The sequence below is a fragment of the Solwaraspora sp. WMMD792 genome, assembly GCF_029626105.1.
Lineage (GTDB): Bacteria > Actinomycetota > Actinomycetes > Mycobacteriales > Micromonosporaceae > Micromonospora_E.
The window spans coordinates 4029179-4054897 of the sequence record NZ_JARUBH010000009.1 but is presented as its reverse complement, the minus strand read 5'-3'; the positions used below and the strand labels follow the sequence as shown (position 1 = coordinate 4054897).

Here is a 25719-nt window from a genome sequence, read left to right as displayed (position 1 = left end):
ATGCGCACCGGGGTGCACACCGGCCGGGCCGCGCTGCGCGAGCGGCTGCGGCGCGGCCGGCGGGTGGTCGGCACGTTTCTCAAACTGCCCGGCACCGACGCGGTCGAGCTGGCCGCCCAGGCCGGCCTCGACTTCGTCGTGGTCGACCTGGAGCACTCCGGGTTGGACGAGCGGACCGCCGCCGGGCAGTTGCGGCACGCCGCGCTGCTCGGCCTGCCGGCCCTGGTACGGCTGGCAGCGGTCGACCCGGCGCAGGTGAACCGGCTGCTGGAGGCCGGAGCCGCCGGGGTGCAGCTGTCCACCGTCCGCGCCCGTGCGCAGCTCGCCGCGCTGTACACCGCCGTCCGGTACGCGCCGACCGGCCGGCGCAGCATCAGCCTCGCTCACCCGGCCGCCGGCTACGGGTCCGCCGGGCTGGACGCCTACCTGGCGGCCGAGGCGGCCGACCCGCCGCTGCTGGTCGCCCAGATCGAGACCGCCGACACCGACGACCCGCTGCCCGACCTGCTCACCGGCGTGGCCGGCACCCTGGGTGCCGTCAGCCGGCCGGGCGTGGCCGGCACCGCCAGCGTCGACGTGGCGTTCGCCGGCACCACCGACCTGGCCGTCAGCCTCGGCCTGGCCACCACCGACGACCAGGCGCCGCTGCTGCGCCGGGTCGGTGAGATCGCCGACGCTGCCCGCGCCGCCGGGGTCACCCTGGGTGGGTGGGCGCCGGGCCGGGCCGACGGCATTCTGCGCCGGTACGGGCTGACCGGCGCCAACTACCTGGTCGCCGGCTCCGACCTGCAGCTGCTCGGCGCCGGCCTGCGCCACCTCGCCACCGACAATTGAGCCAGCCCTCGAAGGGAGCCCGGACGTGCTGAACCCGCAGCTCTACCGCACCTCGGTCAACTGGGACGACATTCCCGCCACCGACGTGCGCCCCGGCGTGCGACGCAAGGTGTACGCCACCGACGAGGTGGTCCTCGCCTGGCACGAACTCGCCGTCGGCATGGCGCTCAACCCGCACACCCACGACGACTTCGACCAGCTGGTGATGATCCTCGGCGGGCGGTGCAACTACTACGTCGACGGCGTACCGCACGACATGGGTCCGGGGTCGATGCTGCTGATTCCGCGCGGCGCCGAGCACTACATCGAGCCGACCGAGGGCCCGTGCATCAACCTGGACGTATTCGCCCCGCCGCGCGCCGACTTCCTCGCGCACGCCTGGCGTCCCGCCGCCGCTCAGGGGTGAGCCGATGACTGACATCGTGGTGGTGGGCAGCCTCAACGTCGACGTGGTGGTGCCCCTCGACGAGCTGCCCGCCGCCGGGCAGACGGTGCTCAGCGCGGCCGACCATTCCCGGGCCGGCGGCGGCAAGGGCGCCAACCAGGCGGTGGCCGCCGCCCGGCTGGGCCGTTCGGTGGCGATGGTCGGCGCGGTCGGCGACGACGCCGAAGGCCAGTGGCTGACCGGGCTGCTGGCCGCCGAAGGCGTCGACACCTCGGCGGTGCTGCGCGCGCCCCGCCCCACCGGGCAGGCGATCGTGCTGGTCACCGCCGACGGCGACAGCACCATCGCGGTCAGCTCCGGGGCCAACATGTGGCTCGCCCCGGAGCACCTACGGCCGTACGCAGACCTGATCGGTGACGCTGCGGCCGTACTGCTGCAGCAGGAGATCGACGCGGCGGTGGTGGCCGCGGTGGTGGCCGCCGCCCGGGGTCTGGTGGTGGTCAACCCGGCGCCGGCCCGGCCGATCGACGCGGCGACGCTGGCCCGGGTCGACGTGCTGGTGCCCAACCGGGGGGAACTCGCCGCGCTGGCCGGCGCGGCCGTGCCGGCCGGTGCCGGGCCTGCCGGTACCGGGCCGTCGGAGGGCGTCGACTCGCTCGCAGCGATGGCCCGGTCGCTGGGCACCCGGGGACCGGTGGTGGTCACCCTCGGCGCCGACGGTGCCCTGGTGGTGACCGCCGACCGGGAGCATCTGGTGCCGGCCGAGCCGGTCGTCGCGGCGGACGCCACCGGTGCCGGGGACACGTTCTGCGCGGCGCTGGCCGACGCGCTGCTCGACGGCGCGGCGATCGACGACGCGGCGCGCTGGGCGAGCCGGGCGGCGGCGGTGACGGTGACCCGGCCCGGCGCGATGGCCAGTGCCCCACGCCGGGCCGAGGTGCTCGCCGTCGGCTAGGTGGCCAGCCCTGGTCGGTCGTCGGTAGCCGGCCGGCGCCGGTGATTGCCGTGGGGCGGACGACACAGCGCGACGATGGCCGCCGCGACGACGGTGACGAGGATCGTCGGGGCGAGGAGCAGCAGTCCTTCGTCGCCGGGGACCGTCCACGACCAGATCGGTCCCTCGTGCAGGGTGAACCCCTGGTCGACGATGGTCAGATAGTCCTGTACGACAGAGCTGATCATCGGGGCGGAGGTGCCGGCGGCGATGAAGGCCAGCAGCGCGAGGACGCCGCTGGCCTGCGGGTGCTGCTCGGTACGGCGACTCGCCCAACCGGTGAGGAGCCACCCGAGGACCATGCCGAGCAGCCCGCCGACGGCGAATCCGACCGGCATCCCGGCGGGCTCGATCCGGCGTACCGAGACCTCGAACCAACCACCGCCTTCCGGCTCCAGCGCCTGGTAGGTGTTGGCGAAGGTCAGCAACCAGCCGTCCTTGGTCGCGGTCAGGACCTCGGCCGTACGCCGATCGGCGTGTCCCGAGTAGGCGAGCGGGCCGAGCCGCCAACCGTCGGCGGTCAGCCGCTCGGCTACCTCGGCGTCGTACGCGCGCAGGTCAGGTACCGGGGTGACATGGTCGACCTGGTACCGGACCTGACCGAACTGCGCCTCGCCGTTGCCATTGACGAAGACCCGGTCGTGCCGTTGCAGCGGTGGTTCCTCGACGTCGGGGGTGACCAGTTCGGCGATGGCGGTCATCTCCGCCGTGCTGGGCAGCGGCCGGTCGGTTTCGCCGAAGGCCCGGGCGGTCAGCGACGCGGCCACGAAGCCGCTGAGGATCGCGACGAGGGCGGCGATCGGCACCACGAGGCGGTTGCCCGGTCGCCCCAGCCTGGCCCGTGGTGCGTGGCGCAGCACGTTGACGACCTCGCGGGCGCTAGGCCGGCGGCGGCCGGTGTCCTCGGCGACCATCAGCATCGTGTCGAGCAGTTCGGCCCGGCGTGGCCCGGGCGGGTAGGCGCGGGCGAGCAGGCGGTAGCCCCGGTGGCGTGCGGTGCCGGCCGGGCTCATCCGAACGTCACCGTGGCCGGACCGGCCGGTGGGCGCAGCGCGTCCAGCAGCCGGTTCGCGGTCGCTACCTTGCGGCTCAGCCGCTGCGTCTCGGCGGCCAGCGCGGCACCGCCGGAGTCGGTGAGCCGGTAGTAGCGGCGTAGCCGTCCGTCGACCGCCTCCTCCCGGTCAACGGCCACCAGGCCCTCGGCGGCCAGCCGGTCCAACGCGGCGTAGAGGGTGGCGGCGAGCAGCCGTGTCTCTCCGTCGGAGAGCTTCGTGACCTGCTGAATCACCCCGTATCCATGTCGCGGTTGGTCGACCAGCGCGGCCAGGATCCAGAACGTCGGCTCTCTCATCGGACGTGTCACGCGGTTGAATATACAAATGATTTGACTATCGTGCCAGTCGGTCGACCGGGACGAGCGCGTGCCGCCGACCCACCACCCACAGGGTCAGGGCGAAGCAGCTCAGCGCCACCCCGGCCAGCGACACTGCCGTCCAGCCGCCAGCCGACCAGAGCGTCGCGGCAGCAGCCGAGCCGGCGGCACCACCGAGGAAGTTGGCCGTCACGTACGCCGTGTTCAGCCGACTACGTGCCTCGTGTGAGACAGCCATGACCCGCAACTGGTTGAGGATCCCGGCCGCCTGCAACGCCGCGTCGAGCGCGACCACCACGACGATCACCAGCAGGACGCTGCGTCCGGCGAAGATCGCCGTGACGAACGAGGCGAGCACCAGGACCCACGCCGCGCCGGTGGCGGGCAGCGACCAGCCCAGGTCGTGCAGCCGACCGCTGCGCTGTACGGCGACCGCGCCAGCCAGACCGGCGAGGCCGAACAGCCCGATCACCGACACCGGATAGTCGAACGGCGGGCCACTGAGCAGGAACGTCAACGCTGTCCAGAACATGGTGAACGCGGCGAAGCCGGTCGCGGACAGCACCAACGTCCACCGGACGGAGCGTTCGCGGGCGACCACAGCGGCGACGGACGCGATCAGCGCCGGGTACGGCAGCCGGGTCTTCGGCGCCAGCGACGGAATCGCCCGGTACATCACCACGGCGAAGCCGACCGCCGCCACCGCCGCCAGCAGGAAGATCGCCCGCCAGCCGGCGACGCCGGCGACCAGCCCGCTGATGGTCCGCGAGGCGAGAATGCCGGTCAGAATTCCGGCGACGACCGTACCGACCGCGCTGCCACGCCGGCTGTCGTCGGCGAGATCGCTGGCGAGCGGGGTGAGCAACTGCCCGGAGACCGTGGCCACCCCGAGCACGGTGATCGCCACGAGCAGTACGCCGAACGACGGCGCGAGCGCACACGCCACCAGAGCGCCCGCCGCGCAGAGCATCAGCACCGGTACCAGCCGGCGTCGGTCGAGGATGTCGCCCAGCGGCACCAGGAACAGGATCCCGGCGGCGTAGCCGATCTGGGTGGCGGTGACCAGCAGACCGGCGGTCGCGGTGGTGACGTCGAGGTCGGCGGCGACGAGGTCGAGCAGCGGTTGCGCCCAGTAGAGGTTGGCGACGGCGGCACCGGCGGCCACCGCGAACAGGAAGGTCAGCCCCCGGCGCGTCACCCGCCGACCTCGGCGTCGGGCACCGTACCCCGGTCGAACTGGAAACTGATCACGCCCGACGGTACGCCACGGCCAGCTCAGACCAGCGTGACCGGGTTACTCAGGGCAGCCAACCGCCCGTCCGGGTGGCGCACCTCCGCCAGCGCCGACTCGTTGTCGGCGTTCCACGGCAGGTCCGATGCCCACTGTCCGTCCCAGACCTCGACGGCGTCGAACCCCTGGTGTGGGTACTCGAACGTGTCCGACGGGCACGGTGCGTACGGGCACGCCACTACGTACAGCCCACCGGCCCGGTGCACGTCGTCGAGCTGTCGGCCGATCCGGTCGTCGCGGACGCCGTACCGCCAGCCGCCCCGGTGCCACCTGGCTGCCGCTCGCGGTGCCGACGCTCGACTGATCCGGTAACCCTGCCAGACAACGGTTGCCCAAGGGATTGCTCGGCGGAGTGCCGAGGTGCCGCGACGCGCAGGTATGGTCAGAACTGGGGCGGGAAGTCGGCCTTGCGGATCATGCAGTGCACGCCCTTGACCGCGTCGACGACCTGGCTGACCTCGAAGTCGGCGGCGGCGCTCAGGTAGGCCAGGGCGGTGTCGCGGGGCATGCCCTGGGTGCGGGCGAGGAAGTCGACCGCGGCCCGGACCGCCCGGCGCATCGCCTCGTTGAGGTCGGCGTCCAGGCCTACCGGGATCCAGTGGGTGGCGGTTTCGGCCAGCGGGGCCTCACCGGCACCGACCAGCGCGGTGGCCTGCGCGGCCGGGATGACGCTCAGCCGCAGAGTGGCCCGCAGCGGTGCTTCGAGGGCGGTCAACGCCACCTCGCCGTCGCCCTGGGCGTAGTGCGGGTCACCGGCGTAGAAGCCGGCACCGGGCAGTTGCACCGGCAGGTAGAGGCTGGAGCCGACCTGCAGTTCGTTGATGTCCAGGTTGCCGCCGTGCCCGCCGGGCGGCACCGAGTGCACCATCTCGTCGGTGTCGACGGCGACGCCCATCAGGCCGAGGAACGGCGCGAGCGGGAACCGGGCGGCCCGGCCGGCACCGAACGGCAGTACGCCGTACAGCCGGCCGCCGCTGGAGGCGACCTCGGTGAAGTGGCAGACGCTGCCGTACTCGCGGGGGTCGCTGTCCGGCCCGGTGTCGACCGGGGTGAGCGGGAACTCACCGGGCAGCGCGCCGTAGCCGTGCCGGCTGCTGACGAAGCCGTACGGGGCCCGGATCGTCAGGTCGAGCACGTCGACCCGGAGCAGGTCGCCGGGCTGCGCGCCGTCGACGGTGATCGGGCCGGTGACCACGTGCGGGCCGTCGTCGTCGTAGTCGTGGGCGACGTCGGAGGCGGCCAGGTCGCGGGCGTCGGTCAGGACGCCGTCGGCGGGTACGTCGTACTGCTTGAGGTAGCCGACCGGGTCGCGGCCCTGGTCTTCGAGGATGCCTTCGTGGCTGAGGGTGTCGATGGTCACGGTCTCACCGGAGCGGACCCGCAGCACCGGGGCGTGGCTGCGGTTGGGCAGCCGGCCCCACAGGCAGGTCTCGGGCGTGGTCGGCAGGTAGTGGGCGCCGGCGATCGGTCCCTGGTGCGGCTGGAGCATCGGTTCCTCCGGAAGGGGTACCCGGCCGGCGGGCGCAGGGCGCGCGGCGGTGCGTGCCGCTGGCGGGCCGGGGTGACGGGTGGATGACCGGATCGTTTCCGGCGAACCCGCAGGAACGTGTTGCTGTCCTGTTAACAGTGAGTAACCCGATCACGGAAAATGCCCTGCTCTTGACAGGTGGAGGGCTCTGATAGCAGCATCGGAGTGCGAGACACTGTCTCGCATGACGTAGCGCCGCCGAGGCGGGCGGACGGGACGAAAGAGGGCGGTGGGGTGATGACGCAGCAGACGCCGGTGCGACCGCTCGGCGGAGCCGACGGTGGCGCGCTGATCGACGAGGACTGGGAGGCGATGCGCTTCCGGGTGCACCGCTCGGCGTACCGCGACCCGGGTGTGTTCCGCGACGAGATCGCCAAGATCTGGGGCCACACCTGGCTGTACCTCGGCCACGAGACCGAGATCCCCAACGCCGGCGACTTCAAGACCCGTACCCTCGGCGGCCGTCCGCTGATCTTCTGCCGCGACTCCGCCGGCGAGGTCAAGGTCTTCCTCAACGCCTGCACCCACCGCGGCACCATCCTGTGCCGGCACAACGAGGGCAACACCAAGTTCTTCCAGTGCTTCTACCACGCCTGGGCGTTCAGCAACTCCGGTGACCTGGCCGCGCTGCCCGGCGACGAGAGCTACCCCGACGACCCCGGCTTCCGCGAGTCGATGCGACTGCGCCAGGTGCCCCGGCTGCAGATCCACGAGGGATTCGTCTTCATCGCGTTCGACCCCGACGTGCCTGATCTGCTCACCCACCTCGGCCCGGCCGCGCACTACATGTCGCTGACCGCCAAGATCGGCGCGCACGGCATGCAGACCCTGCCCGGCGTACAGCTCTACAGCGTCAAGGGCAACTGGAAACTCGCCGTCGAGAACGCCATGGACGGCTACCACTTCGCGCCGACCCACAACACCTTCGTCGGCTACCTGCGGGAGACCGGCTTCGCGGTCACCGACGACGACCAGTACGCCTACGACCTCGGCGGCGGCCACGGGCTGCTGGTGCTCACCGGCCACAACGGCCGGATCGGCATGGTCTGGGAGCCGCGCTTCGGCGACGAGGAGAAGGCCCGTACCGTCGCCAAGCGCAACGAGATGATTGCCCGACTCGGGCCGGAGCTCGCCGCCGAGATCGCCGACGCCAGCCGGATCCTCTTCGTCTTCCCCAATCTGCTGCTGTTCGACCTCGAAGCGCTGACCATCCGCCAGCTTGAACCGGTCGCCCCGGACCGTACCGACGTGCGGGCCTGGCAGTTCGTCGAGACCGGTGAGCCGGAGTCGGTGCGCGCGCTGCGGATCAAGACCATGGTCAGCTTCGTCGGCCCCGGCGGCCTGGCCACCCCGGACGACATCGAGGCGTACGAGGCGGTGCAGCGCGGCATCGTCGCCACCGCCGACTCGGCCGACCCGGCCCACGACTGGTCCGACATGTCGCGCGGCATGGCCAACGAGAAGCAGGGCAACCAGGGCCGCTCCATCGACGAGGGTGCGATGCGCAGCTTCTGGCGGCACTGGGCCGACCGGGTCGGGGCGACCACCGCTGTCGCCGGTGACCCGCCGGCCGACCCCGGCGCACCCGGCCCGTCCACCGTCTTCACCAGCGGCTCCGCAGCCACCAACGGATCCGCCGCCGCCCCTACCAGCGGGAAGGAGTGACCCGATGTCCTCGACGACCAGCGGAGCAGTGCTCAACGTGGGGGCCCGTGAGGTGACCCGGGCCGACGTGGAGGACTTCCTCTACCGGGAGGCGCAGCTGCTCGACGAGTGGCGCCTCGACGAGTGGTTCACCATGTTCGAGCCGGACGGCCGGATGGAGGTGCCGACCACCGACTGGGCCGGCTGGGACGCCACCACCGCCGGATTCTTCGTCTGCGACGACTACGACCTGATCCGGGCCCGGGTGAAGCGGCTCAAGAGCCGCAAGGCGCATGCCGAGAACCCGCACTCGCGTACCCACCGGATGGTCTCCAACGTGATCCTGCTGGAGGCCGGCGCGGAGACTGTGTGGATCAGCGCCAACTTCCTCATCCACCGCTACCGCGACGGCGGCGCCTACACCTACGTGGGCCGCTACGAGCATGTGCTCAAGGTCGACGACGACGGGCTGCGCTTCCGGGTCCGCCGCTCCATCCCGGTGATGGAGTCGATGGACCCCGGCGCCCGGCTCAGCTTCATCCTGTAGCGGGGGCCGCCGTCGTGATCACCCACATGTTGGCATTCAAGTTCCGCGACGACCTGCCGGACGGGGTCGCCGAGTCGGTCCTCGCCGAGCTGGACACCTTTCCGACCAAGTACCCGGCGATGCGCAACTGGCGCAGCGGGGTCAACGTCAGCACCCGGGACACCACCATGACGCACGGCTTCGTCGTGGAGTTCGCCACCGAGCAGGACCTGCTCGACTACCTGCACAGCGAGTCGCACGAGCGGTTCGTCCGGGAACGCTGGCGCCCGGTCGTCGAACGCCAGGTCATCGTCAGCCTCCCCACCGCCGGGGACGCGTAATTCACCATGAAGGGGTCGCAGATGTCCACCGAGGCCGCCACCCGCCGTCGCGGGCCCTACGGCATGGAGTACGCCCGGATCGAGGTGCCGGATCTGGCCGCCTCCATCGAGTTCCTGCAGTACCACGTCGGGCTGCAGTTGGAGCAGCACGACGACGAGTACGCATTCCTGCGCGCCGACATCGAGCACCACAGCATCGAGCTGATCGCCGCCCCGCACCGCACCGAGAGCTGGACCACGGCGATCGGGTTCAGCGTCGAGTCCGACGAGGTCCTCGACGACCTGCGGGAGCGGGTCGTCGCCGCCGGCCACGAGGTGCTGGAGCTGCACGAGCGGATGAAGGGCCTGTGTCAGCGCGGATTCGCGGTACGGGACCCCAACGGGCTGATCGTCGAACTGTTCACCGAGTTCGTCGAGTACGCCGAACCGCCGCTGATCGAGCTGCGTCCGGTGGACCTGGTGCACCCGTTCCTGGCCACCGACAAGTACGAGGAGTCACTCGACTTCTACACCAAGGTGCTGGGCTTCCTGCCCAGCGACTACGTCGGCGACGTGACCGTCTTCCTGCGCTGCGAGGACCGCTACCACCACAGCCTGGCGTTGCAGCGCAACAAAGAGTTCTACGCCGCGCACCTGTGCTTCAAGATGAAGAGCTTCGACCACGTGATGCGCGGCCGGGCGCGGGCCCAGTACAAGAAGGTGCCGATCGCCTCCGACCTGGTCAACCATTCGGCGTCGACGTCGATCGCGTTCTACATGCACGACCCGAAGCACGGCCCGCGTTACGAGCTGTGCGACCGGCACCGGGTGTTCACCCCGGAGGAGCACGCGACGCACCGGGCCCGGCGGATGGCCGTCGACCCACGCAACATCGACGTGTGGCGCCCGGCCGCCGACGACTGGGGTCGTTTCTGATCATCGTACGAAAAGGTGAACGACCCTCGGGAATTCTCCCCGGGGGTCGTTTTCTCGTGGTTCGACGGCATCTGCTTGTTGATCAATTCGGCGGCTGGAATTTCTGCGCAGCTGCGGAATCTGCACAAGTTTCTGTTCCATCCTGGACTATCTGTCCGGATCAGTGAAAGATGGCCCCCGGTGGGATGAATCAGGGCCAGCTTGGCGCAGCGCTGCGGGTGTCCAAGTCGCTCATCGCGGGATTCGAGTCGGGGCGGCACATCCCGCAGGCCGACACCGCCACCAACCTGGACCGGGTGTTCGGCACCGATGACAAGTTCGCCAAGTTGTCGGCGGAGGCGCGGGAGGACCGGTACCCGTGGATGCGTCCGTGGGTCGAGCACGAGCGCCGGGCGCTGCTGTTGCGCACCTACGAGCCGCTGCTCATCCCCGGTCTGCTCCAGTCCGACAGCTACATGCGGGCGGTGTTGGCGACCTCCACGATGAACGACGGGCGCGTCGACGAACTGGTGCACACCCGGCTGGAGCGACAGGCCGCGACGCTCGGCCGGGACAACCCGGTGGTGATCTCGGCGATCATCAATGAGTTCGCCCTCAGCCGAGGCCCCCGCGAGGTGATGACGGAGCAACTGGGCCATCTGGTGGACCTCGGCCACCGGCCGGCGGTCAAAATCCGGGTGCTGCCGGACGACGCCGGGCTGCACCTCGGCCTCAGCGGCGCGTTCGTGCTGGCCAACCTGCCGGACGGCCGGCGCTGTGGCTACCTCGACAACCAGTTGAAGGGCACCGTGGTGTCCAGCCAGGGCGATGTGGCCGAGCTGGAACTAGCCTGGGAATCCGTGGACGGAGTCGCGCTGCCGGTGGTGCAGTCCCGGGATCTGATGCTGAGGATGATCGATGAGCGCAAGTGAACCGCGCTGGCGGAAGTCCAGCCGATCGGCCAACGGCGGCGACAGCTGCGTCGAGGTGGCCGACAACCTTCCCGGTCGGGTCCTGGTGCGCGACACCAAGGACCGTGCCGGCGGTACGTTGACCTTCGGCCCGGCCGCCTGGTCGGCGTTCGTCGCGTCGACCAAGGACACCACCGCCGCCTGACCCGCTTCCAGTAACGCTCCCCGGAACCCCGGCCACCTGTACGAGGCGGCCGGGGTTCCTTCGATGCTTGGTGGAGTCCTTGACAGGTCCTGTGAGGCCGGTTCGACGTCGAGGTGAGGCTGGCGCACGTCAAGTTCGCGAGATGAGGTATGTGAGCCTCACCTCGATGCTGTGTCACCGTCCTGGCGTTCGGACTTGGGTCCCCCGATGTCCAGCTCAGCTCAGGGGTGCGGCATCGATTCGTCGAACAGCCGGACCAACGGCCAGATGGTGTCCTCGCCGACGCCGAGCATGGCCAGCGTGATGCCGTCGCCCGCGCCGTGGCCGGGGTAGTGCCGCAGTAGCGCGCTGACGCCGAAGTTCACGCCCACCTTTCCGTAGTAGCGGACCCGGCCGTCGGCGTCGGCCCTGAACTCCAGCCCGTACCCGTTGCGCCGGTTGCCCTCCGCCTGCGAGTACGGGACGAGCATCGCGGCGGTCGACTCCGGTCCCAGCAGCCGGCCCTCGACGAGCGCCCGGTGGAACGCGGTCAGGTCGCCGACCGTCGTGTACGCACCGCCGGCCGGGTCGCCGACCGGCGGGTACGAGAAGATGTTGCGCCGCCAGCCGGTGATCGTGCCGTCGGCGTCGCGAATCGCCTCCACGCCTTCGGCGACATCCGGTGCGACGACGTCCATGCGCAGGAACGCCGACCGGCTCATGCCGGCGGGCTCGAAGACGTTGGCGCGCACGTACTCGCGGTAGGAGCCGCCGGTGGCCCGCTCGACCATGAGACCGAGCAGGATGTACCCGACGTTGCAGTACCGGCAGCCCTCGCCCGGCGCGAACCTCGGCGGTTTGGTGACGAAGTGCGGCAGGTGGTGGGCGGTCTCGGTGAATGCGTACGTCGGCTCGTCGACGAACAGGTCCTCGTACCGTTCACCGTCCGACTCGTCGGCGTCGTCGGCGATCCCGGACGTGTGGGTGAGCAGATGGTACGGGGTGACGTCCGGCGAGATCGTGGTACCGGTCAGCCCGAGGTACTCGACCGCCGAGGTCTCCAGCGCGAACGCGCCGCGCTCGATCTGCTGGAGTACGGCGACGGCGGTGAACAGCTTCGTGACCGACGCGGTGTCGAACCTGGTGTCCAGGGTGCACGGTGTGCGGCAGGCCCGGTTGGCGTAGCCGTACGCGCCGACCAGCAGTCGCTGGTCTCCCACGGTGACCAGGACCGAGCCGGTGAACGCGTCTTGCGCGGCGCGTTCGCCCAGTGCGGCGGAAAACAGCGCGAGGTCGGGCACGGTGGTGAGCATCGCAGCCGGCAGAACCGTGCCGCCACCGATTTGCCGGCGGGCAGGCGCCACGACGCACGGCGGTCTGCTCAGCTGGTTTCGGTGGTGAGGGTGAGCAGGTTCCCGCGTACCTTTTCGAGCAGCTCGACCAGCGTCGCTCGCTGATCGTTCGCCATTCCGGCGGTCGCGGTTTCGGCGAGGGTGCGCCAGGCCGCTTCGATCTGCGAAACGCCGGCCCGGCCCTTGTCGGTCAGCACGATCCGGGTGAGGCGCCGGTCGCCCGGTACGGATTCCCGGACGAACCAGCCGCCGTGTTCGAGACGACTGAGGCTGCGGGTCACCGTCGGCTGCTCCACGCCGAGCCGGGCGGCGACCTCGGAGACCGTCAGGCCGTCGGGCTCCTGCCCGAGAATCCACAGTAGGACGTCCTGCCCCGGGTGCAGCGCGAGCCCGGCCAGTACGTCAGCCTGCGCGCTCCGGTACAGCTTGGCCACCTTGACCAGGGCTTTGTTGGTCGCCAGGACGTCCGAGAGTTCCACCCGGAGAGTGTACGAGTTGACGAACGGTTCGATTCTGATTCATAGTCGGCTAACCTATAGTCGGCTATGGAGTTCTGATGGAAACCGGTCTGTTGAACAAGGTCGCCCTGGTCACCGGCGCTTCCGGTGCCATCGGCAGAGCCGCCGCCCGGCATCTGGCCGCCGAAGGCGCCTCCGTCGCGGTCTCCTGGCGTACCAACCGCGCCGCCGCGATGGAGGTCGTCGACGCCATCGCGCAGGCAGGCGGCGACGCCTGCGCCGTACGCCTGGACCACGGCGACCTCGCCACCGTGCAGAGCGTCGTCGAGGAGGTCACCACGCGTCTCGGGCCGATATCCGTGCTGATCGCCAACGCCGTACAGTGGCCCGCTTTCGACGCCGATGAAATCGGCGGCCTCACCACGTCATTGGCCGTCAACACGGTCGGCCCCGTGGCGCTGATCGACGCGGTCCTACCCGCCATGCGCGCCGCCGGCTGGGGGCGCGTCGTCGCCGTGTCGACCGACATCGTCGAGCAACCGATGGCCGGGCCGGTCGCCTACGCCACGGCTAAGGGAGCGCTCGAGACCGCCGCGCGAGTGCTCGCCGTCCGGGAAGCCCGGCACGGCATCCTGACCAATGTCGTCCGTCCCGGATTCACTCTCACCGAAAAGGCCTTGAACGCCCCCTTTCTGGGCCCGAAGGCCGTCGCGGCCGAGTCGGAGAAGACCCCGACCAGCCGCATCTGCACCCCCGACGACGTGGCCAGCGCGATCACCTACCTGGCCTCGGCGGCCAACAGCCACATCAACGGGCAGATCCTGTCCCTGGCGGGCGGCCGCGAACTTGTGCGCTGACCCACCCGTACGGATCCCAGGAGCCTTCGCGGAGCCAGGGGGATGCGTTGCCCTCGTCTCCGCCTGCCCGATCTGACCAACCGTGGATACCGGCGGTGTCATAGGCCAGAATTGTTGCCTATGACGGTGTTGCCGCTGGTGCTGATCTCTGCCGAGGATCTCGAATCGCTGGAGGCCACCATCGAACCGCTCTGCGACCCGACCGCGATGGCGCGGATAGCGGAGGCAGACGACGCTCTCGCCAGGGGCGAGAGCACCAGCGCCGAGGAGATGGCACTGCTCATGGCGCCTCGGCGGGCTCGTGAACAGGCCAAATGAGGAGAGGGACCCCGACGACAAGCACCGCGAGGTACATGTCCTCGACGTAGATCATCGCCGGGACGCGTACCGTCGCTGAATTTTCACAGCCGCGTGCTCGACCAACGTGCGGCAGCGCTGACCGGGCTGGCGTCACGCCGCGTCGGTGTCCAGGCTCGGCACGTCCAGCCCGGCGTCGCGGAGCGCGTCGGCCCGCTCGTCGCGGGTCGACTCCTCCCGGGCCAGCAGCGCCGCGTACTCGGCGATCACCGCCGGGTCGGGGGCCGCGCCGACCCGGTCAATAAACCGGGCGGTCTGGGTGGTCGCGTCGGCGTGGGCGTGCGCGGCCCGGGCCGCCCGCATCACCACCTGGTCATCGTCGATCCTTGCCCCGTCGGTCACGTTGGCTCCCCTCCGGTCGGCACCGACCCTGCCGGTACCCGTCCCGGTACCCCGTCCGGCGGCGATCACACCCCGGGTGACGCGAATCCGCAGGTGACCGCCGGGTTGCGGAAGGGGAACGTCTCCTGCCGCCCGCCCCGCGCCCCGCCGGTGTCTCGGCAAATGTCGGACGGTGACGATACGGTAGCGAAGATCGATCGCTACCCGCGATCGATCGTTCACTGGAGGAGACGCGATGACCAAAGCTCCCCATCCACCAGCTCCCCATCCACCATCCGCCCATCCGCCCGACGTGCTGCCGGTGGCCGCCGAGTCTGCGACGTCCACCGGTCCGAGCATCGTGGCCGACGCCCCGGCCGGTACCGCCATCGTCGATCCGACCGCCGCCGCCGGCTACATCACCCGGATCTGCTTCAAGACCGGCCCACCCCGACGGATCGGCGTCGAACTCGAATGGACCGTTCACTACCGAGACCACCCCGCCAGACCGCTCGACCCCGCCGACCTCGCGACTGCCCTCGGTGACCACGCCCCGCGGACACTACGCCCCACCAGCCCGCACGACCCGCTTCCACAGGGCGGACTGGTAACGGTCGAACCCGGCGGGCAGGTGGAGATCTCCACCCCGCCGACGGAATCCCTCACCACATTGCACCGGGCCGCGTCGGCCGACGTCGTCGCGCTGACCCGCCGACTCGACCGGGCCGGCCTGCTGCTCGGCCGGACCGGATGCGATCCGTACCGGCCGCCCCGGCAGATCCTGCGCAACCGCCGCTACACGGCGATGGCGGCGGCTTTCGCCCGGCAGGGTCAGGCCGGTGCCGACATGATGTGCGGCACCGCTGGCCTGCAGGTCTGCCTGGACACCGGCAGCGAACGGCAGCTCTCCCTCCGTTGGTCGGCCGCGCACCTGCTCGGTCCGCCGCTGCTCGCCCTGTTCGCCAACTCGCCGTCGCGGGCCGGCCGGCGCACCGGCTGGGTGTCGAGCCGGATGGCGACCTGGCTGACCCTCGACCCGGTCCGCACCGCCGCACCGGCCGATCCGACCGCCAACATGCGGCCGTCCGATCCGGTCGCCGACTGGACCCGGCGGGTGCTGGACACGCCACCGCTGTTCATCGACGAGCCCACCGGCTGGCGGCTGCCGGGGCCGGCGACCTTCGGCGAATGGATCCTCACCGGCACGCCCCGACCGCCGACCTACGCCGACCTCGACCTGCATCTGAGCACCATGTTCCCGCCGGTCCGCCCCCGTGGCTACCTGGAGCTGCGCTACCTCGACGCGCAGCCGGACGGCGAGTGGATCGTCCCGGCGGCGGTGCTGGCCGCGCTGTTCGCCCGCGACGAGACGCTGCGTACCGCGACGTCGACGGTGATGGACGCGGCCGACCGCTGGCTGCCCGCCGCCCGCGACGGGCTTGCCGATCCGGTTGTCGCGTCGGCCGCTCACTCGCTGGCCGAGCTGGCCTGCGAACGCCTGACCGACACCGGCCTGCCCGACGAGACGACCAGCACCGTGGTACGCGCCCTGCGCCGACGGCTGCACCAGCGAACCCACCCCTGGGGAGGAACCAGGTGACCGAGACAGCCTACGACCCGACCCGTCAGACGCCGACCACGCGCGATCCACGATCGGCGGCCGCGCCCGACGCGCGTACGCCGGCTGCGGCCGACCTGCGTACCGCGCTCGCCACCGACCTCGACCGGGCGCGGCGGCGCAGCCGCACCCTGACCGACCCGGTCGACGACGACGACCTCGTCCGCCAGCACTCCCGGCTGATGTCGCCCCTGGTCTGGGACCTGGCGCACATCGGCAACCAGGAGGAGCTGTGGCTGGTCCGCGACGTCGGCGGCCGGGAACCGGTCCGCGCCGACATCGACCACCTCTACGACGCGTTCAAACACGCTCGCGCCGACCGTCCGGCGTTGCCGCTGCTGGACCCGGCCGAGGCGCGCGCGTACACCCGTACCGTCCGGGACAAGGTCCTCGACCTGCTCGACACGGTGACGTTCGACGGCCGCCGACTGGTCGAGCAGGGTTTCGCCTTCGGCATGATCGTGCAGCACGAGCAGCAGCACGACGAGACGATGCTCGCCACCCACCAGCTGCGGGCCGGCCCGCCGGTGCTCACCGGCGCGCCGACGCCGCCGGCGACGGCCGAAGGCGTCGACGGTGAGGCGCTGATCCCCGCCGGACCGTTCACCATGGGCACCTCCACCGAGCCGTGGGCGCTGGACAACGAACGCCCGGCGCACACCGTCGACGTGCCGGCCTTCTTCATCGACCGCGCGCCGGTCAGCAACGCCCGGTACCAGCGGTTCATCGACGACGGCGGCTACCACGACGAGCGGTGGTGGAGCGCCGAGGGCTGGTCCCACCGGCTGCAGGCCCGGCTCAGCGGGCCGGCGCACTGGCACGGCGACGGCAGCTACACCCGGTTCGGCCGGCGGTCGGCGATCGTGCCCGACGAGCCGGTGGTGCACGTCGGCTGGTACGAGGCGCAGGCGTACGCCAGCTGGGCCGGCCGCCGGCTGCCCACCGAGGCCGAATGGGAGAAGGCGGCCCGGTTCGACCCGGCCACCGGCCGGTCCCGCCGCTACCCGTGGGGCGACGACGACCCCGGCCTCGAGCACGCCAACCTGGGCCAGCGGCACCTGCACCCGGCACCGGTCGGCGCCTACCCGGCCGGCGCGTCACCGGCCGGGGTGCACCAGCTGATCGGCGACGTGTGGGAGTGGACCGACACCTGGTTCACCGGCTACCCCGGCTTCGCGGCGTTCCCGTACCGCGAATACTCGGAGGTCTTCTTCGGCCGCGACTACCGGGTGCTGCGCGGCGGTTCGTTCGGCACCGACCGCGCCGCCTGCCGGGGCACCTTCCGCAACTGGGACTACCCGATCCGCCGGCAGATCTTCAGCGGTTTCCGTACCGCCCGTGACCCGCACCCCGGCGAGACCGCCTAGTGTGCCGCCACCAGCTCTACCTTGGCCCGCCGGTCAGCCTGACGCAGCTGCTGGTCGAGCCGCCGTACGGCCTGTACCGCCAGTCCTGGGCGCCCCGGGACATGCGCGGCGGCGGCACGGTCAACGTCGACGGTTTCGGCGTCGGCTGGTACACCCCGACCGGTCCGGTCCGCTACCGGCGGGCCGCGCCGATCTGGGCCGATCCCGGCCTGGTCGAGCTGGGCCGGGCCACCACCGCCGACGCGGTGCTGGCCGCGGTCCGCTCGGCGACTCCCGGGATGCCGTTCGGCGAGACGGCCTGCGCGCCGTTCACCGACGGGCGCTGGCTGTTCAGCCACAACGGGGTGGTGGCCGGCTGGCCGGACAGCGTCGCCGCCCTGGCCGCCGTCCTGCCGGTGACCGACCTGCTCACCCTCGACGCGCCGACCGACTCGGCGCTGCTGTGGGCGCTGCTGCGGCACCGGCTGCGGTCCGGCACCGACCCGGGTACGGCGATCACCGACACCGTCACCGGCGTACTGGCCGCCGCTCCGGCGTCCCGACTCAACCTGCTGCTCACCGACGGCGAACGGGCCTGGGCCAGCGCTGTCGGCCATTCCCTGTCCGTCCTCGCCGGGCCGGAGCGGCTGATCATCGCCTCCGAACCGTCCGACGACGACCCGGCCTGGCACCCGGTCGCCGACCGCCGGCTCGTCGTCGCCGACCGGCACACCTACACCGTGGAGGATCTGTGCGGATCGACATCGAGCTGACCGACGCCGACCAGCGGCACGCGCTGCGGACCGACGCCCGCGCCGGACTCACCGCCGACCCGAAATGGCTGCCCCCGAAGTGGTTCTACGACAAGTACGGCAGCGAACTGTTCGAACGCATCACCGCCCTGCCGGAGTACTACCCGACCCGGGCCGAGCGGGCCGCGTTGGCCGCCCACGCCGACGACATCGCCGCCGTCACCCGGGCCCGGACCCTGGTCGAGCTCGGCTCCGGTTCGTCGGAGAAGACCCGGCTGCTGCTCGACGCGCTGCGCCGGCAGGGCAGCCTCGACCTGTTCGTGCCGTTGGACGTCTCCGAGGCGGCGCTGCGCGACGCCGCCACCGCCATCGACCGGGACTACCCGGGTCTGCCGGTCCACGCGGTTGTCGGCGACTTCACCCGTCACCTTGACCGGATCCCGGCCGGCGACGACCGGCTCGTCGCGTTCCTCGGCGGCACCATCGGCAACCTGGTGCCGGACGAACGGGCCGAGTTCCTGGCCGCGCTGCGCGGGGTGCTCGGCGCCGGCGGCTGGCTGCTGCTCGGCACCGACCTGGTCAAGGACCCGGCCACCCTGGTCGCCGCCTACGACGACAGCCAAGGGGTGACCGGCGAGTTCAACCGCAACGTGCTGCGCGTACTGAACCAGCAGCTCGGTGCCGACTTCGACCCGGCGGCGTTCCGGCACGTCGCGCTCTGGGACCCCGACCGGGAGTGGATCGAGATGCGGCTGCGCGCCGACCGGGACATGCGGGTGTACGTGGCCGATCTCGACCTGCCGGTGAGCTTCACCGCCGGCGAGGAGATCCGGACCGAGGTGTCGGCGAAGTTCCGCCGGGCCGGGGTGAGCGCCGAGCTGGCCGCCGCCGGATTCGAGTTGACCCACTGGTGGACCGACCCGGCCGGCCGGTTCGCGATCAGCCTGTCCCGCTGCCGGTGACCCGGCGCAGGAACTGCCGGGTACGCGGGTGCTCGGGCGCACCGAGCACCCGCTGCGGCGGCCCTTGTTCGCAGATGGCACCGTCGGCCAGGAAGCAGACCCGGTCGGCGACCTCCCGGGCGAAGGCCATCTCGTGGGTGGCGATCAGCATCGTCATCCCGTCACCCTTCAGTTCCCGGATCAGGGCCAGCACCTCGCCGACGAGTTCCGGGTCCAGCGCCGAGGTGACCTCGTCGAGCAGCAGCAGCCGGGGTGCGTTGACCAGGGTCCGGGCGATCGCTGCCCGCTGCTGCTGGCCGCCGGAGAGCCGGTCCGGGTACTGCCTCGCCTGATCGGCCAACCCGACCCGGTCCAGCAGTTCCATCGCCCGCTGCTCGGCCCGCGCCCGCGCAAGCCGGTGCACCTTGCGTGGCGCCAGCGTGACGTTGTCCAGCACGGTCAGATGCGGGAAGAGGTTGTACGACTGGAAGACCAGCCCGATCCGTTGCCGCACCTGGTCCGGGTCGACCCGTGGGTCGGTGATGTCCCGACCGTCCAGGTGGATCATCCCGTCGTCGACGGTCTCCAGCAGGTTGACGCACCGCAGCAGGGTCGACTTGCCGGAGCCGCTGCCGCCGATCAGGGCTACCACCTCGTGTTCGGCCACGTCGAGGCTGAGGTCGCGCAGCACGACCCGGTCGCCGAAGACCTTGCGAACCCCGGCACAGGCCAGCACCGGTGGCCCGCCCACCGGTGGCTCGCCGGGCCGGGCCGGATCCGCCGTCGGCGTCATGCCGCGCCGGCCCAGGTCTGCCGCCGGGCGGCCCGCATGGTCACCCAGTCGGTCACCGCCACCAGCGGGATCGCCATCAGGATGAACAGCACCCCGGCCACCACGTACGGGGTGAAGTTGTAGCTGGTGGCGGTCTCGATCTGGGCGGCGCGGATCGCGTCGACCGGGCCGGCCAGGGAGATCAGCCCGACGTCCTTCTGCAGCGCCACCAGGTCGTTGAGTAGCGGCGGCGCGACCCGCCGAACCGCCTGCGGCAGCACCACGTGCCGCATCGTCTGCGCGTGGCTGAGCCCCAGCGACCGGGCGGCGGCCCGCTGCGCCGGGTGCACCGATTCGATACCGGCCCGGAACACCTCCGCCAGGTAGGCGCCGTAGGTGATGACCAGCGCGCAGCCGCCGAGCACCAGCACCGACGGGGTGCCGGCGAGCCGCAGCCCCGGCACCCCGAAGGTGAACAGGTACAGCACGATGATCAGCGGGGCGCCCCGGAACACGTACGTGTAGGAGGTTGCGGCGGCCCGAAGTGGAAAGAACACCGCCGGGCGCAGGGTCCGGGCCAGCGCGATCGCCAACCCCAGCGCCAGCGCCCCGGCGGCGCAGAACACCAGCAGCCGTACGTTGAGCCAGAGTCCACGTAGCACCGCCGGCAGCGCCTGCGCCGCCACGGCCGGGTCGAAGAACGACTGCTGGACCCGCGGCCAGCCGGGGGAGTTCGCGACCGCTGCCACCAGCAGAGCACCGAGCACGGCCGTGGAACCGGCGGCGATCAGCACCGACCGGACGCTCTGCCGACGGCGGTACGCGTCCCGCCGCCGCTGCAGCTCACTGGGCTGATAGCCGTCGGCGCTGCCGGCCGCCGCTGCGGTGGACCCGCTCACCGTCAGGACAGGACCGGCGCGCCGGCCACGTCGGCCAGCCATTCGGCCTGCAGGCTGTCCAGGGTGCCGTTGTCGCGCAGTTCGTCGACGGCGGCGCTGACGCAGGCCGTCAACGGCGACCCCTTGTCGAGCACCATGCCGAACTGCTCCGGCTGGCCGGACGGCTGCGCCAGCTGCCCGACGATCGTCGCGTCGTCGATCTCGGCGGCGGTCACGTAGAACGCGGTCGGCAGGTCCAGCACCAGCGCGTCGATGCTGCCGTTGCGCAGCGCGGCCTTGGCGTCGTCGTTGTTGTTGAACACCGCCGGCTCGGCCGCCGGGACAACCACCTCGGTGATCGCCCGGAAGCTGGTCGTGCCGACCTGGGCGCCGAGCTTGACGTCCCGCAGGTCGGCCAGGGTCGTCGCGGCGGCGGCCGGCGTCCCGTCCAGCGCGATCACCGCCTGGCTGACGTCGTAGTACGGGCTGGAGAAGTCGACGGCGGCGCGGCGCTCCTCGGTGATGGAAAACTGGTTGATGTCGACGTCGAAGTTTTTCGGCCCGGGGGCGATGGCGTTGTTGAACGGCACCCGTACCCAACTCACCTTGTCCGGTTCGTAGCCGAGCTGGTTGGCGACCGCGTACGCCACCGCGCTTTCGAACCCGGCGCCGCTCTCCGGAGCGTCGTCGACGAACCACGGCGGGTACGCCGGCTGGTCGGTGCCGACGGTCAACGTCCCGGGCACGATGGTGTCCAACCACTGTGGGTTGCACGCGTCCGGCGTCGGCGGGTCGACCGGCGGGTCCTCCGGCTGCGGCGAGCAGCCGGCGACAGCCACCAGGACCGACACCGTACCCAGTAGACCCACCCTCCGACGGGACATGCTCATGAGGCTCCTTGACGATTGGGCCGCGGTGCTCCCGCCGGGCCGGCGGGACTACATTCGATCAGCCGCCGGCCCGGCGATCAATGGTTGTCGCCCGCACCGGGTGGTACCTGGGTACCACCGGCGGAGGGAACTGCGGTTCGATGGCGGTGACCCCGGCCAGCCGTAGCGTCATCTGCATGATCGAAGTGCACGAGCTGACCAAGATGTTCGGCGCCACGGCAGCGGTGGAGGGAGTCTCCTTCCGGCTCGACCCCGGCGTCGTCACCGGCTTCATCGGACCGAACGGCGCCGGCAAGTCCACCACGATGCGGATGATGGTCGGTCTGGACCGGCCCACCTCCGGCCACTGCCACATCGACGGCCGCCCCTACCGCGAACTCGACGCCCCGCTGCGGATGGTCGGCGCGCACATCGACGCCGAGTCGATCTATCCGGCCCGCAGCGCCCGGAACCATCTGCGGGTGCTCGCCCACACCCACGGCATCCCCGACCGCCGCGTCGACGAGGTACTTGAACTGGTCGGGCTGGCGAACGTGGCGAACAAGCGGGTACGCGACTTCTCCCTCGGCATGCGTCAGCGACTCGGTCTCGCCTCGGCCCTGCTCGGCGACCCGGCCGCTCTGCTGCTGGACGAGCCGGTCAACGGTCTCGACCCGGACGGCATCATCTGGATCCGGTCGCTGTTGCGGTCGTTCGCCAGCGAAGGCCGGGCGGTCCTGGTCTCCAGCCACCTGATGGGCGAGCTGGCGCAGACCGCGGACCGGCTGATCGTGCTCGGCCGCGGGCGGGTGCTCGCCGACGCCACCGTCGACGAGCTGATCTCCCGCTACGCGACCCAGTCGACCCGGGTACGCACGGACCGGTCGGAGGACCTGGGGACCGTGCTGCGCACCAGGGGTGCGGTCGTCCTGCAACGGCCGGACGGCACCCTGGAGATCACCGGGATGGCCGCGCGCGAGATCGCCATGCTGGCCAACCGTCACGACATCCTGCTGTACGAGAACACCACCGTCCCCGCCTCGCTGGAGGACGCCTACCTGGCCCTCACCCAGGGCCATGCCCGCCACACCGCAGAGGGAGCACTGGCATGAACGACACCATCCGCACCGTTGCATCGAGCACCGGGAGCCCGCAGGTCCGGCTGAGCCTGTCACGTCTGGCCGCGGCGGAGTGGACCAAGCTCCGTACTCTCCGGTCGGTGGCGGTCGCCGCGCTCTGCGCGGTCGGGCTGGGCCTGGCCGGCGGGCTTCTGCAACTGCTCTCCTACGGACCGGCGAGTGAGATCGGGAGTCTGAACGCCACGCGGGCCCTGACCGACTCGATGGGTATGGCCAGAGCCGGCCTGCAGATCGGTGTCGTGGTTCTCGCGGTCCTCGCGGTCGGCTCCGAGTACGCGACCGGCGCGATCCGGACCACCCTGATCGCCGCGCCCCGGCGGCTTGCCGTGATGGCCGCGAAGGCCGCCGTCGTCGCTGTCGCTGCGGCCCTGCTGGCGGCCATCGTGCTGACCATTGTGTTCATGGCCGCTGTCCCGCTGCTGCGCGGCGTCGGGTTCTCCGCAATACCGTTCGGACCCGGTGTCGCGGTGCTCGGCACGGAGGTCGGATACTGCGTCATCGTGGCCCTGTTCGCCTTTGCCGTGACCCTCGCGTTCCGCAGCACCGCGCTCGGAGTCAGCCTCGCGCTGGGCGTCGTCCTGTTGTTGCCGATCATGCTGGCTCTGCTGAACGCCATGCTGCAGATCGACCTGACCGGCCTGGCGTTCCCGCAGGCGGTGTCGGGCGTGATGACCGACCCGGTCTCCACCGATCTGCCGGTCGTGCTGGCCTGGCTGGGCGTTCCCGCTGTGTTCGGCGGCGCTGCCCTGGTCCGCAGGGACGCCTGACGGTGTCCACCGGCTCCGAGGCAGCATCGCGTCCGTCGTCCCCGGCGGGCGCGGTGCGCGCGTTCTGGGCACGCCACTCCTGGCTGGGGATCTGGCCCGTCGTGCTGTTCTGTCTGGCGCTCGGCTTCGACACCGGTATCGGGTTCCGCCTGCCGCAGACCTGGGACTGGTGGGCGATCGGGGTCAACACGGTGGTGGCCCTGTCGTTGCTGGCCTGGCGGTCGCGGCCGTGGTGGGTGCTGCTGGTGGTGGTGGCGGGCGACCTGGTGAGCGAGTCGGCCCAGCTGATTCCGTTCATGGTCGTGTCGTACTCACTGGCCGTCTACCGCTCGACCCGCGCCGGGATCATCGGCGGGGTGGTCACCGTCGTGGTCATGGCCGGGGAGAACGTCGTGCGCAACGGGTACGCCGCGTTGCAGCCCGTCGCGCTTCCCCTGATCGCCGCCGCGGTGGGCTCGGTGCTGGTCGGAGTGAACGTCGCCACCCGCCGTCGCTACCTGCACGCACTGCTCGACCGGGCGACCCGGCTCGCCCGGGAGAAGGAGCAGGAGGGTCAGTTGGCGGCGGGCCGGGAACGGGCTCGGATCGCCCGCGACATGCACGACATCGTCGCGCACAACCTCACCATGATGGTACGGCTGGCTGACGGTGCCACGGCCGTGGCCGACTCCGATCCACAACGGTCGCGCGCAGCGGTGGAGCGGCTCGCCAACCTTGGCCGGGAGGCGATGAAGGACATGCGCCGGCTGCTCGGTGTCCTGCGCGACGGCGGCCTGGACACCCCGGGCGACCTGGAGACCCTGGTCGAGACATTCCGGATCGCCGGCCTGCCGGTGACACTGCGCCGCCGGGGGTCCGATGTCGAGTCGGCCGGTCTGCAACGCGTGGTGTTCCGGGTGGTCCAGGAGTCGCTGACGAACGCCCTGCGGTACGCCGAGCAGCCGACCGAGGTCCGCGTCGACCTCGACTACTCAGCCGATCCCATCCGGGTCGAGATCACCGACGACGGTCGGGGCAGCGCTCCGGCCCCCTCGGTCGGCAGTGAGCAGGGACTGATCGCCCTGGCCGAGAGGGTCGCGCTCTACGGCGGTACGGTCGAGACCGGTCGCCGGCCGATCGGCTGGGCCGTGCGGGTCACCCTGCCCCATCCGAGCAAGAACCCCGATGAGCAAGAGCCCCGATGAGCAAGGACGCCGATGAGTGAGACGACGCTGCTGCTCGTGGACGACCAGGAGCTCGTGCGCGAGGGCATGGCGATGGTTCTCGGCGCGGCATCGGGCCTGCGCGTCGTCGGGGAGGCCGGCGACGGGCGGGCCGGCGCGCTGCTGGCCCGCGACCGGCGACCGGACGTGGTGCTGATGGATGTGCGGATGCCGATCATGGACGGCATCGAGGCGACCTCCGACATCGTGACGCACTGCCCGGCGACCAAGGTTCTCATCCTGACCACGTTCGACCTCGACGAGTACGCGTTCGACGGGCTCCGCGCGGGTGCCAGCGGCTTCCTGCTCAAGGACGTGCCGTCGGCGGAGCTGGTCGCGGCGGTCCGTACGGTGGCCGCAGGCGAGGCGGTGGTCTCGCCCCGGATCACCCGCTCCCTGCTCGACCACTACCGGGACCCTCGCCGACCGGCGCCACAGCAGGCGCGACTACTCGACGAGCTGACTGGCCGGGAGCGGGAGGTCCTGGTGGCCATCGGCCGCGGCCTGTCGAATCCGGAGATCGCCGGCGAGCTGTTCCTGTCCGAGTCGACGGTCAAGACCCACGTGGGCCGGGTCCTGGCCAAGCTCGGGGCGCGGGACCGGGTGCACGCGGTGATCTGGGCGCATCGGCACGGCCTCGTCTGAGCCCGACCGGCCAGCCAGTCGATCAGGCGGCCAGCCAGCCGATCAGGCGGCACTCACCGGTGCGGATTGATCACCGGTAACCCGGCGGCCTGCCAGGCGGCGAAACCGCCGGTCAGGTCGGTGGCCCGGGGCAGGCCGAGATTCTGGAGTGAAGCGGCCGCCAACGAGGAGGCGTACCCCTCCTGACAGAAGATGATCGGCCACAGTTGCGGATCGTCGGCGAGGTCGATCCGGGCCGCGCTTCGTGGGTCGAGCCGCCATTCCAGGACGTTGCGTTCGATCACGAGCGCGTCGGGGATCTCCCCGAACTCCGCGCGTTGGGCGGCCGGCCGGATATCGACCAGCACCGCCCGACCGTCCCGCTGGGCGTGCCGGGCAGCCACCGGGTCGACCCGGTCCAGCCGTCCGCGTACCTGGTCGAGCAGCCGGTCGATGCCGGGTCCGGGCTGCTCGGGCGTAGCGGCCGTCAGGTGGTCGGCGCGGTGCTCGGTGGTGGCCATGCTGCTCCTTGTCGCCGGCGTCGGCCGCTTGTCGTGGCGGC

31 protein-coding genes are annotated in these 25719 nt (G+C 71.3%); 19 read left to right on the top strand and 12 right to left on the bottom strand.

Annotated features, from left to right (window positions below):
• The 3 genes from O7629_RS19205 to O7629_RS19195 are packed head-to-tail and all read left to right on the top strand — an operon-like array spanning position 1 to position 2174.
• A complete protein-coding gene (locus tag O7629_RS19205) occupies positions 1 to 834 on the top strand; it encodes an aldolase/citrate lyase family protein (RefSeq protein WP_278170785.1) in 834 nt (277 codons plus the stop codon).
• Positions 835 to 859: 25 nt separating this feature from the next.
• Positions 860 to 1240: a cupin domain-containing protein gene (locus tag O7629_RS19200; protein WP_278170783.1), complete on the top strand. Its 381-nt coding sequence runs from the start codon at positions 860 to 862 to the stop codon at positions 1238 to 1240.
• 4 nt (positions 1241 to 1244) lie between these two features.
• Positions 1245 to 2174, top strand: coding sequence for a ribokinase (locus O7629_RS19195; protein ID WP_278170781.1), 930 nt, complete (start codon positions 1245 to 1247; stop codon positions 2172 to 2174).
• On the opposite strand, the gene O7629_RS19190 is transcribed toward O7629_RS19195, so the two are convergent.
• From O7629_RS19190 to O7629_RS19170, 5 genes are all read right to left on the bottom strand, one after another.
• Positions 2171 to 3226 carry a hypothetical protein gene (locus O7629_RS19190; RefSeq protein ID WP_278170780.1) on the bottom strand — a complete coding sequence of 352 codons (1056 nt, stop codon included), beginning with the start codon at positions 3224 to 3226 and terminating at the stop codon, positions 2171 to 2173. The two genes, O7629_RS19195 and O7629_RS19190, sit on opposite strands and share 4 nt — an antisense overlap.
• Positions 3223 to 3576, bottom strand: a complete 354-nt coding sequence (locus O7629_RS19185) for a PadR family transcriptional regulator (RefSeq protein ID WP_278170779.1) — start codon at positions 3574 to 3576, stop codon at positions 3223 to 3225. Before O7629_RS19185 ends, O7629_RS19190 begins: the two co-directional genes overlap by 4 nt.
• 25 nt (positions 3577 to 3601) lie before the next feature.
• Complete coding sequence (locus tag O7629_RS19180) at positions 3602 to 4783, bottom strand: MFS transporter (protein ID WP_278170778.1); 1182 nt, start codon at positions 4781 to 4783, stop codon at positions 3602 to 3604.
• A 77-nt stretch (positions 4784 to 4860) separates the two neighbouring features.
• On the bottom strand, positions 4861 to 5055 hold the full coding sequence (locus tag O7629_RS19175; RefSeq protein WP_278170777.1) for a hypothetical protein: 195 nt from the start codon (positions 5053 to 5055) through the stop codon (positions 4861 to 4863).
• A gap of 203 nt (positions 5056 to 5258) precedes the next feature.
• Positions 5259 to 6365 carry an acetamidase/formamidase family protein gene (locus tag O7629_RS19170; RefSeq protein ID WP_278170775.1) on the bottom strand — a complete coding sequence of 369 codons (1107 nt, stop codon included), beginning with the start codon at positions 6363 to 6365 and terminating at the stop codon, positions 5259 to 5261.
• 276 nt (positions 6366 to 6641) lie between these two features.
• On the opposite strand from O7629_RS19170, the gene O7629_RS19165 reads away from it, so the two are divergent.
• From O7629_RS19165 to O7629_RS19140, 6 genes are all read left to right on the top strand, one after another.
• On the top strand, positions 6642 to 8069 hold the full coding sequence (locus O7629_RS19165; RefSeq protein ID WP_278170773.1) for an aromatic ring-hydroxylating dioxygenase subunit alpha: 1428 nt from the start codon (positions 6642 to 6644) through the stop codon (positions 8067 to 8069).
• Between the two features lie 4 nt (positions 8070 to 8073).
• Positions 8074 to 8595 (top strand): aromatic-ring-hydroxylating dioxygenase subunit beta, encoded by a 522-nt coding sequence (locus tag O7629_RS19160; RefSeq protein ID WP_278170771.1) that lies wholly within the window; start codon positions 8074 to 8076, stop codon positions 8593 to 8595.
• A 26-nt stretch (positions 8596 to 8621) separates the two neighbouring features.
• Positions 8622 to 8915, top strand: coding sequence for a Dabb family protein (locus O7629_RS19155; RefSeq protein ID WP_278170770.1), 294 nt, complete (start codon positions 8622 to 8624; stop codon positions 8913 to 8915).
• A gap of 21 nt (positions 8916 to 8936) precedes the next feature.
• Positions 8937 to 9830 (top strand): VOC family protein, encoded by an 894-nt coding sequence (locus tag O7629_RS19150; RefSeq protein WP_278170768.1) that lies wholly within the window; start codon positions 8937 to 8939, stop codon positions 9828 to 9830.
• Positions 9831 to 10015: 185 nt separating this feature from the next.
• Positions 10016 to 10741 (top strand): helix-turn-helix transcriptional regulator, encoded by a 726-nt coding sequence (locus tag O7629_RS19145; RefSeq protein ID WP_278170766.1) that lies wholly within the window; start codon positions 10016 to 10018, stop codon positions 10739 to 10741.
• The gene (locus tag O7629_RS19140) at positions 10728 to 10925 is read left to right on the top strand and encodes a DUF397 domain-containing protein (RefSeq protein WP_278170765.1); all 198 of its coding nucleotides are present in this window, start codon (positions 10728 to 10730) and stop codon (positions 10923 to 10925) included. The genes O7629_RS19145 and O7629_RS19140 overlap by 14 nt, the downstream gene beginning before the upstream one ends.
• A 221-nt stretch (positions 10926 to 11146) precedes the next feature.
• Here O7629_RS19140 and O7629_RS19135 read toward each other — a convergent pair whose 3' ends face one another.
• The gene (locus tag O7629_RS19135) at positions 11147 to 12205 is read right to left on the bottom strand and encodes a serine hydrolase domain-containing protein (RefSeq protein ID WP_278170764.1); all 1059 of its coding nucleotides are present in this window, start codon (positions 12203 to 12205) and stop codon (positions 11147 to 11149) included.
• A gap of 80 nt (positions 12206 to 12285) precedes the next feature.
• On the bottom strand, positions 12286 to 12735 hold the full coding sequence (locus tag O7629_RS19130) for a MarR family transcriptional regulator (protein ID WP_278170763.1): 450 nt from the start codon (positions 12733 to 12735) through the stop codon (positions 12286 to 12288).
• A gap of 77 nt (positions 12736 to 12812) precedes the next feature.
• On the opposite strand from O7629_RS19130, the gene O7629_RS19125 reads away from it, so the two are divergent.
• Positions 12813 to 13571, top strand: coding sequence for an SDR family oxidoreductase (locus tag O7629_RS19125; RefSeq protein WP_278170762.1), 759 nt, complete (start codon positions 12813 to 12815; stop codon positions 13569 to 13571).
• Between the two features lie 120 nt (positions 13572 to 13691).
• Positions 13692 to 13889, top strand: a complete 198-nt coding sequence (locus O7629_RS19120; RefSeq protein WP_278170761.1) for a hypothetical protein — start codon at positions 13692 to 13694, stop codon at positions 13887 to 13889.
• Positions 13890 to 14021: 132 nt separating this feature from the next.
• Here the strand turns inward: O7629_RS19120 and O7629_RS19115 are convergent, their stop codons facing one another.
• Positions 14022 to 14270 carry a hypothetical protein gene (locus tag O7629_RS19115; RefSeq protein WP_278170760.1) on the bottom strand — a complete coding sequence of 83 codons (249 nt, stop codon included), beginning with the start codon at positions 14268 to 14270 and terminating at the stop codon, positions 14022 to 14024.
• Positions 14271 to 14505: 235 nt separating this feature from the next.
• On the opposite strand from O7629_RS19115, the gene O7629_RS19110 reads away from it, so the two are divergent.
• The 4 genes from O7629_RS19110 to egtD all read left to right on the top strand — a co-directional run bounded on the left by O7629_RS19110 (position 14506) and on the right by egtD (position 18927).
• Positions 14506 to 15849 (top strand): glutamate-cysteine ligase family protein, encoded by a 1344-nt coding sequence (locus tag O7629_RS19110; protein WP_278170759.1) that lies wholly within the window; start codon positions 14506 to 14508, stop codon positions 15847 to 15849.
• A gap of 95 nt (positions 15850 to 15944) precedes the next feature.
• On the top strand, positions 15945 to 17234 hold the full coding sequence (gene egtB / locus O7629_RS19105) for an ergothioneine biosynthesis protein EgtB (RefSeq protein WP_278174590.1): 1290 nt from the start codon (positions 15945 to 15947) through the stop codon (positions 17232 to 17234).
• Positions 17234 to 17986 (top strand): ergothioneine biosynthesis protein EgtC, encoded by a 753-nt coding sequence (egtC, locus tag O7629_RS19100; RefSeq protein ID WP_278170758.1) that lies wholly within the window; start codon positions 17234 to 17236, stop codon positions 17984 to 17986. Before egtB ends, egtC begins: the two co-directional genes overlap by 1 nt.
• The gene (gene egtD, locus O7629_RS19095; protein ID WP_278170757.1) at positions 17965 to 18927 is read left to right on the top strand and encodes an L-histidine N(alpha)-methyltransferase; all 963 of its coding nucleotides are present in this window, start codon (positions 17965 to 17967) and stop codon (positions 18925 to 18927) included. Before egtC ends, egtD begins: the two co-directional genes overlap by 22 nt.
• Here the strand turns inward: egtD and O7629_RS19090 are convergent.
• Genes O7629_RS19090 through O7629_RS19080 form a run of 3 tightly spaced genes read right to left on the bottom strand, consistent with a single transcriptional unit; the run spans position 18905 to position 21440 of the window.
• On the bottom strand, positions 18905 to 19699 hold the full coding sequence (locus O7629_RS19090) for an amino acid ABC transporter ATP-binding protein (protein ID WP_278170756.1): 795 nt from the start codon (positions 19697 to 19699) through the stop codon (positions 18905 to 18907). The genes egtD and O7629_RS19090 overlap by 23 nt on opposite strands.
• Complete coding sequence (locus tag O7629_RS19085; RefSeq protein WP_278170755.1) at positions 19696 to 20577, bottom strand: amino acid ABC transporter permease; 882 nt, start codon at positions 20575 to 20577, stop codon at positions 19696 to 19698. Before O7629_RS19085 ends, O7629_RS19090 begins: the two co-directional genes overlap by 4 nt.
• Positions 20578 to 20579: 2 nt before the next feature.
• Positions 20580 to 21440 (bottom strand): ABC transporter substrate-binding protein, encoded by an 861-nt coding sequence (locus O7629_RS19080; RefSeq protein WP_347403682.1) that lies wholly within the window; start codon positions 21438 to 21440, stop codon positions 20580 to 20582.
• 182 nt (positions 21441 to 21622) lie between these two features.
• On the opposite strand from O7629_RS19080, the gene O7629_RS19075 reads away from it, so the two are divergent.
• From O7629_RS19075 to O7629_RS19060, 4 genes are read left to right on the top strand one after another with little or no spacing between them, the layout of a single operon-like run.
• Positions 21623 to 22537, top strand: coding sequence for an ATP-binding cassette domain-containing protein (locus O7629_RS19075; protein WP_278170753.1), 915 nt, complete (start codon positions 21623 to 21625; stop codon positions 22535 to 22537).
• Positions 22534 to 23331: a hypothetical protein gene (locus O7629_RS19070; protein WP_278170752.1), complete on the top strand. Its 798-nt coding sequence runs from the start codon at positions 22534 to 22536 to the stop codon at positions 23329 to 23331. Before O7629_RS19075 ends, O7629_RS19070 begins: the two co-directional genes overlap by 4 nt.
• Before the next feature lie 53 nt (positions 23332 to 23384).
• Positions 23385 to 24515 (top strand): histidine kinase, encoded by a 1131-nt coding sequence (locus O7629_RS19065; protein ID WP_278170751.1) that lies wholly within the window; start codon positions 23385 to 23387, stop codon positions 24513 to 24515.
• A 12-nt stretch (positions 24516 to 24527) separates the two neighbouring features.
• Positions 24528 to 25178: a response regulator transcription factor gene (locus tag O7629_RS19060; protein WP_278170750.1), complete on the top strand. Its 651-nt coding sequence runs from the start codon at positions 24528 to 24530 to the stop codon at positions 25176 to 25178.
• A 53-nt stretch (positions 25179 to 25231) separates the two neighbouring features.
• Here O7629_RS19060 and O7629_RS19055 read toward each other — a convergent pair whose 3' ends face one another.
• The gene (locus tag O7629_RS19055) at positions 25232 to 25678 is read right to left on the bottom strand and encodes a rhodanese-like domain-containing protein (RefSeq protein ID WP_278170749.1); all 447 of its coding nucleotides are present in this window, start codon (positions 25676 to 25678) and stop codon (positions 25232 to 25234) included.
• Between the last annotated feature and the right edge of the window lie 41 nt (positions 25679 to 25719).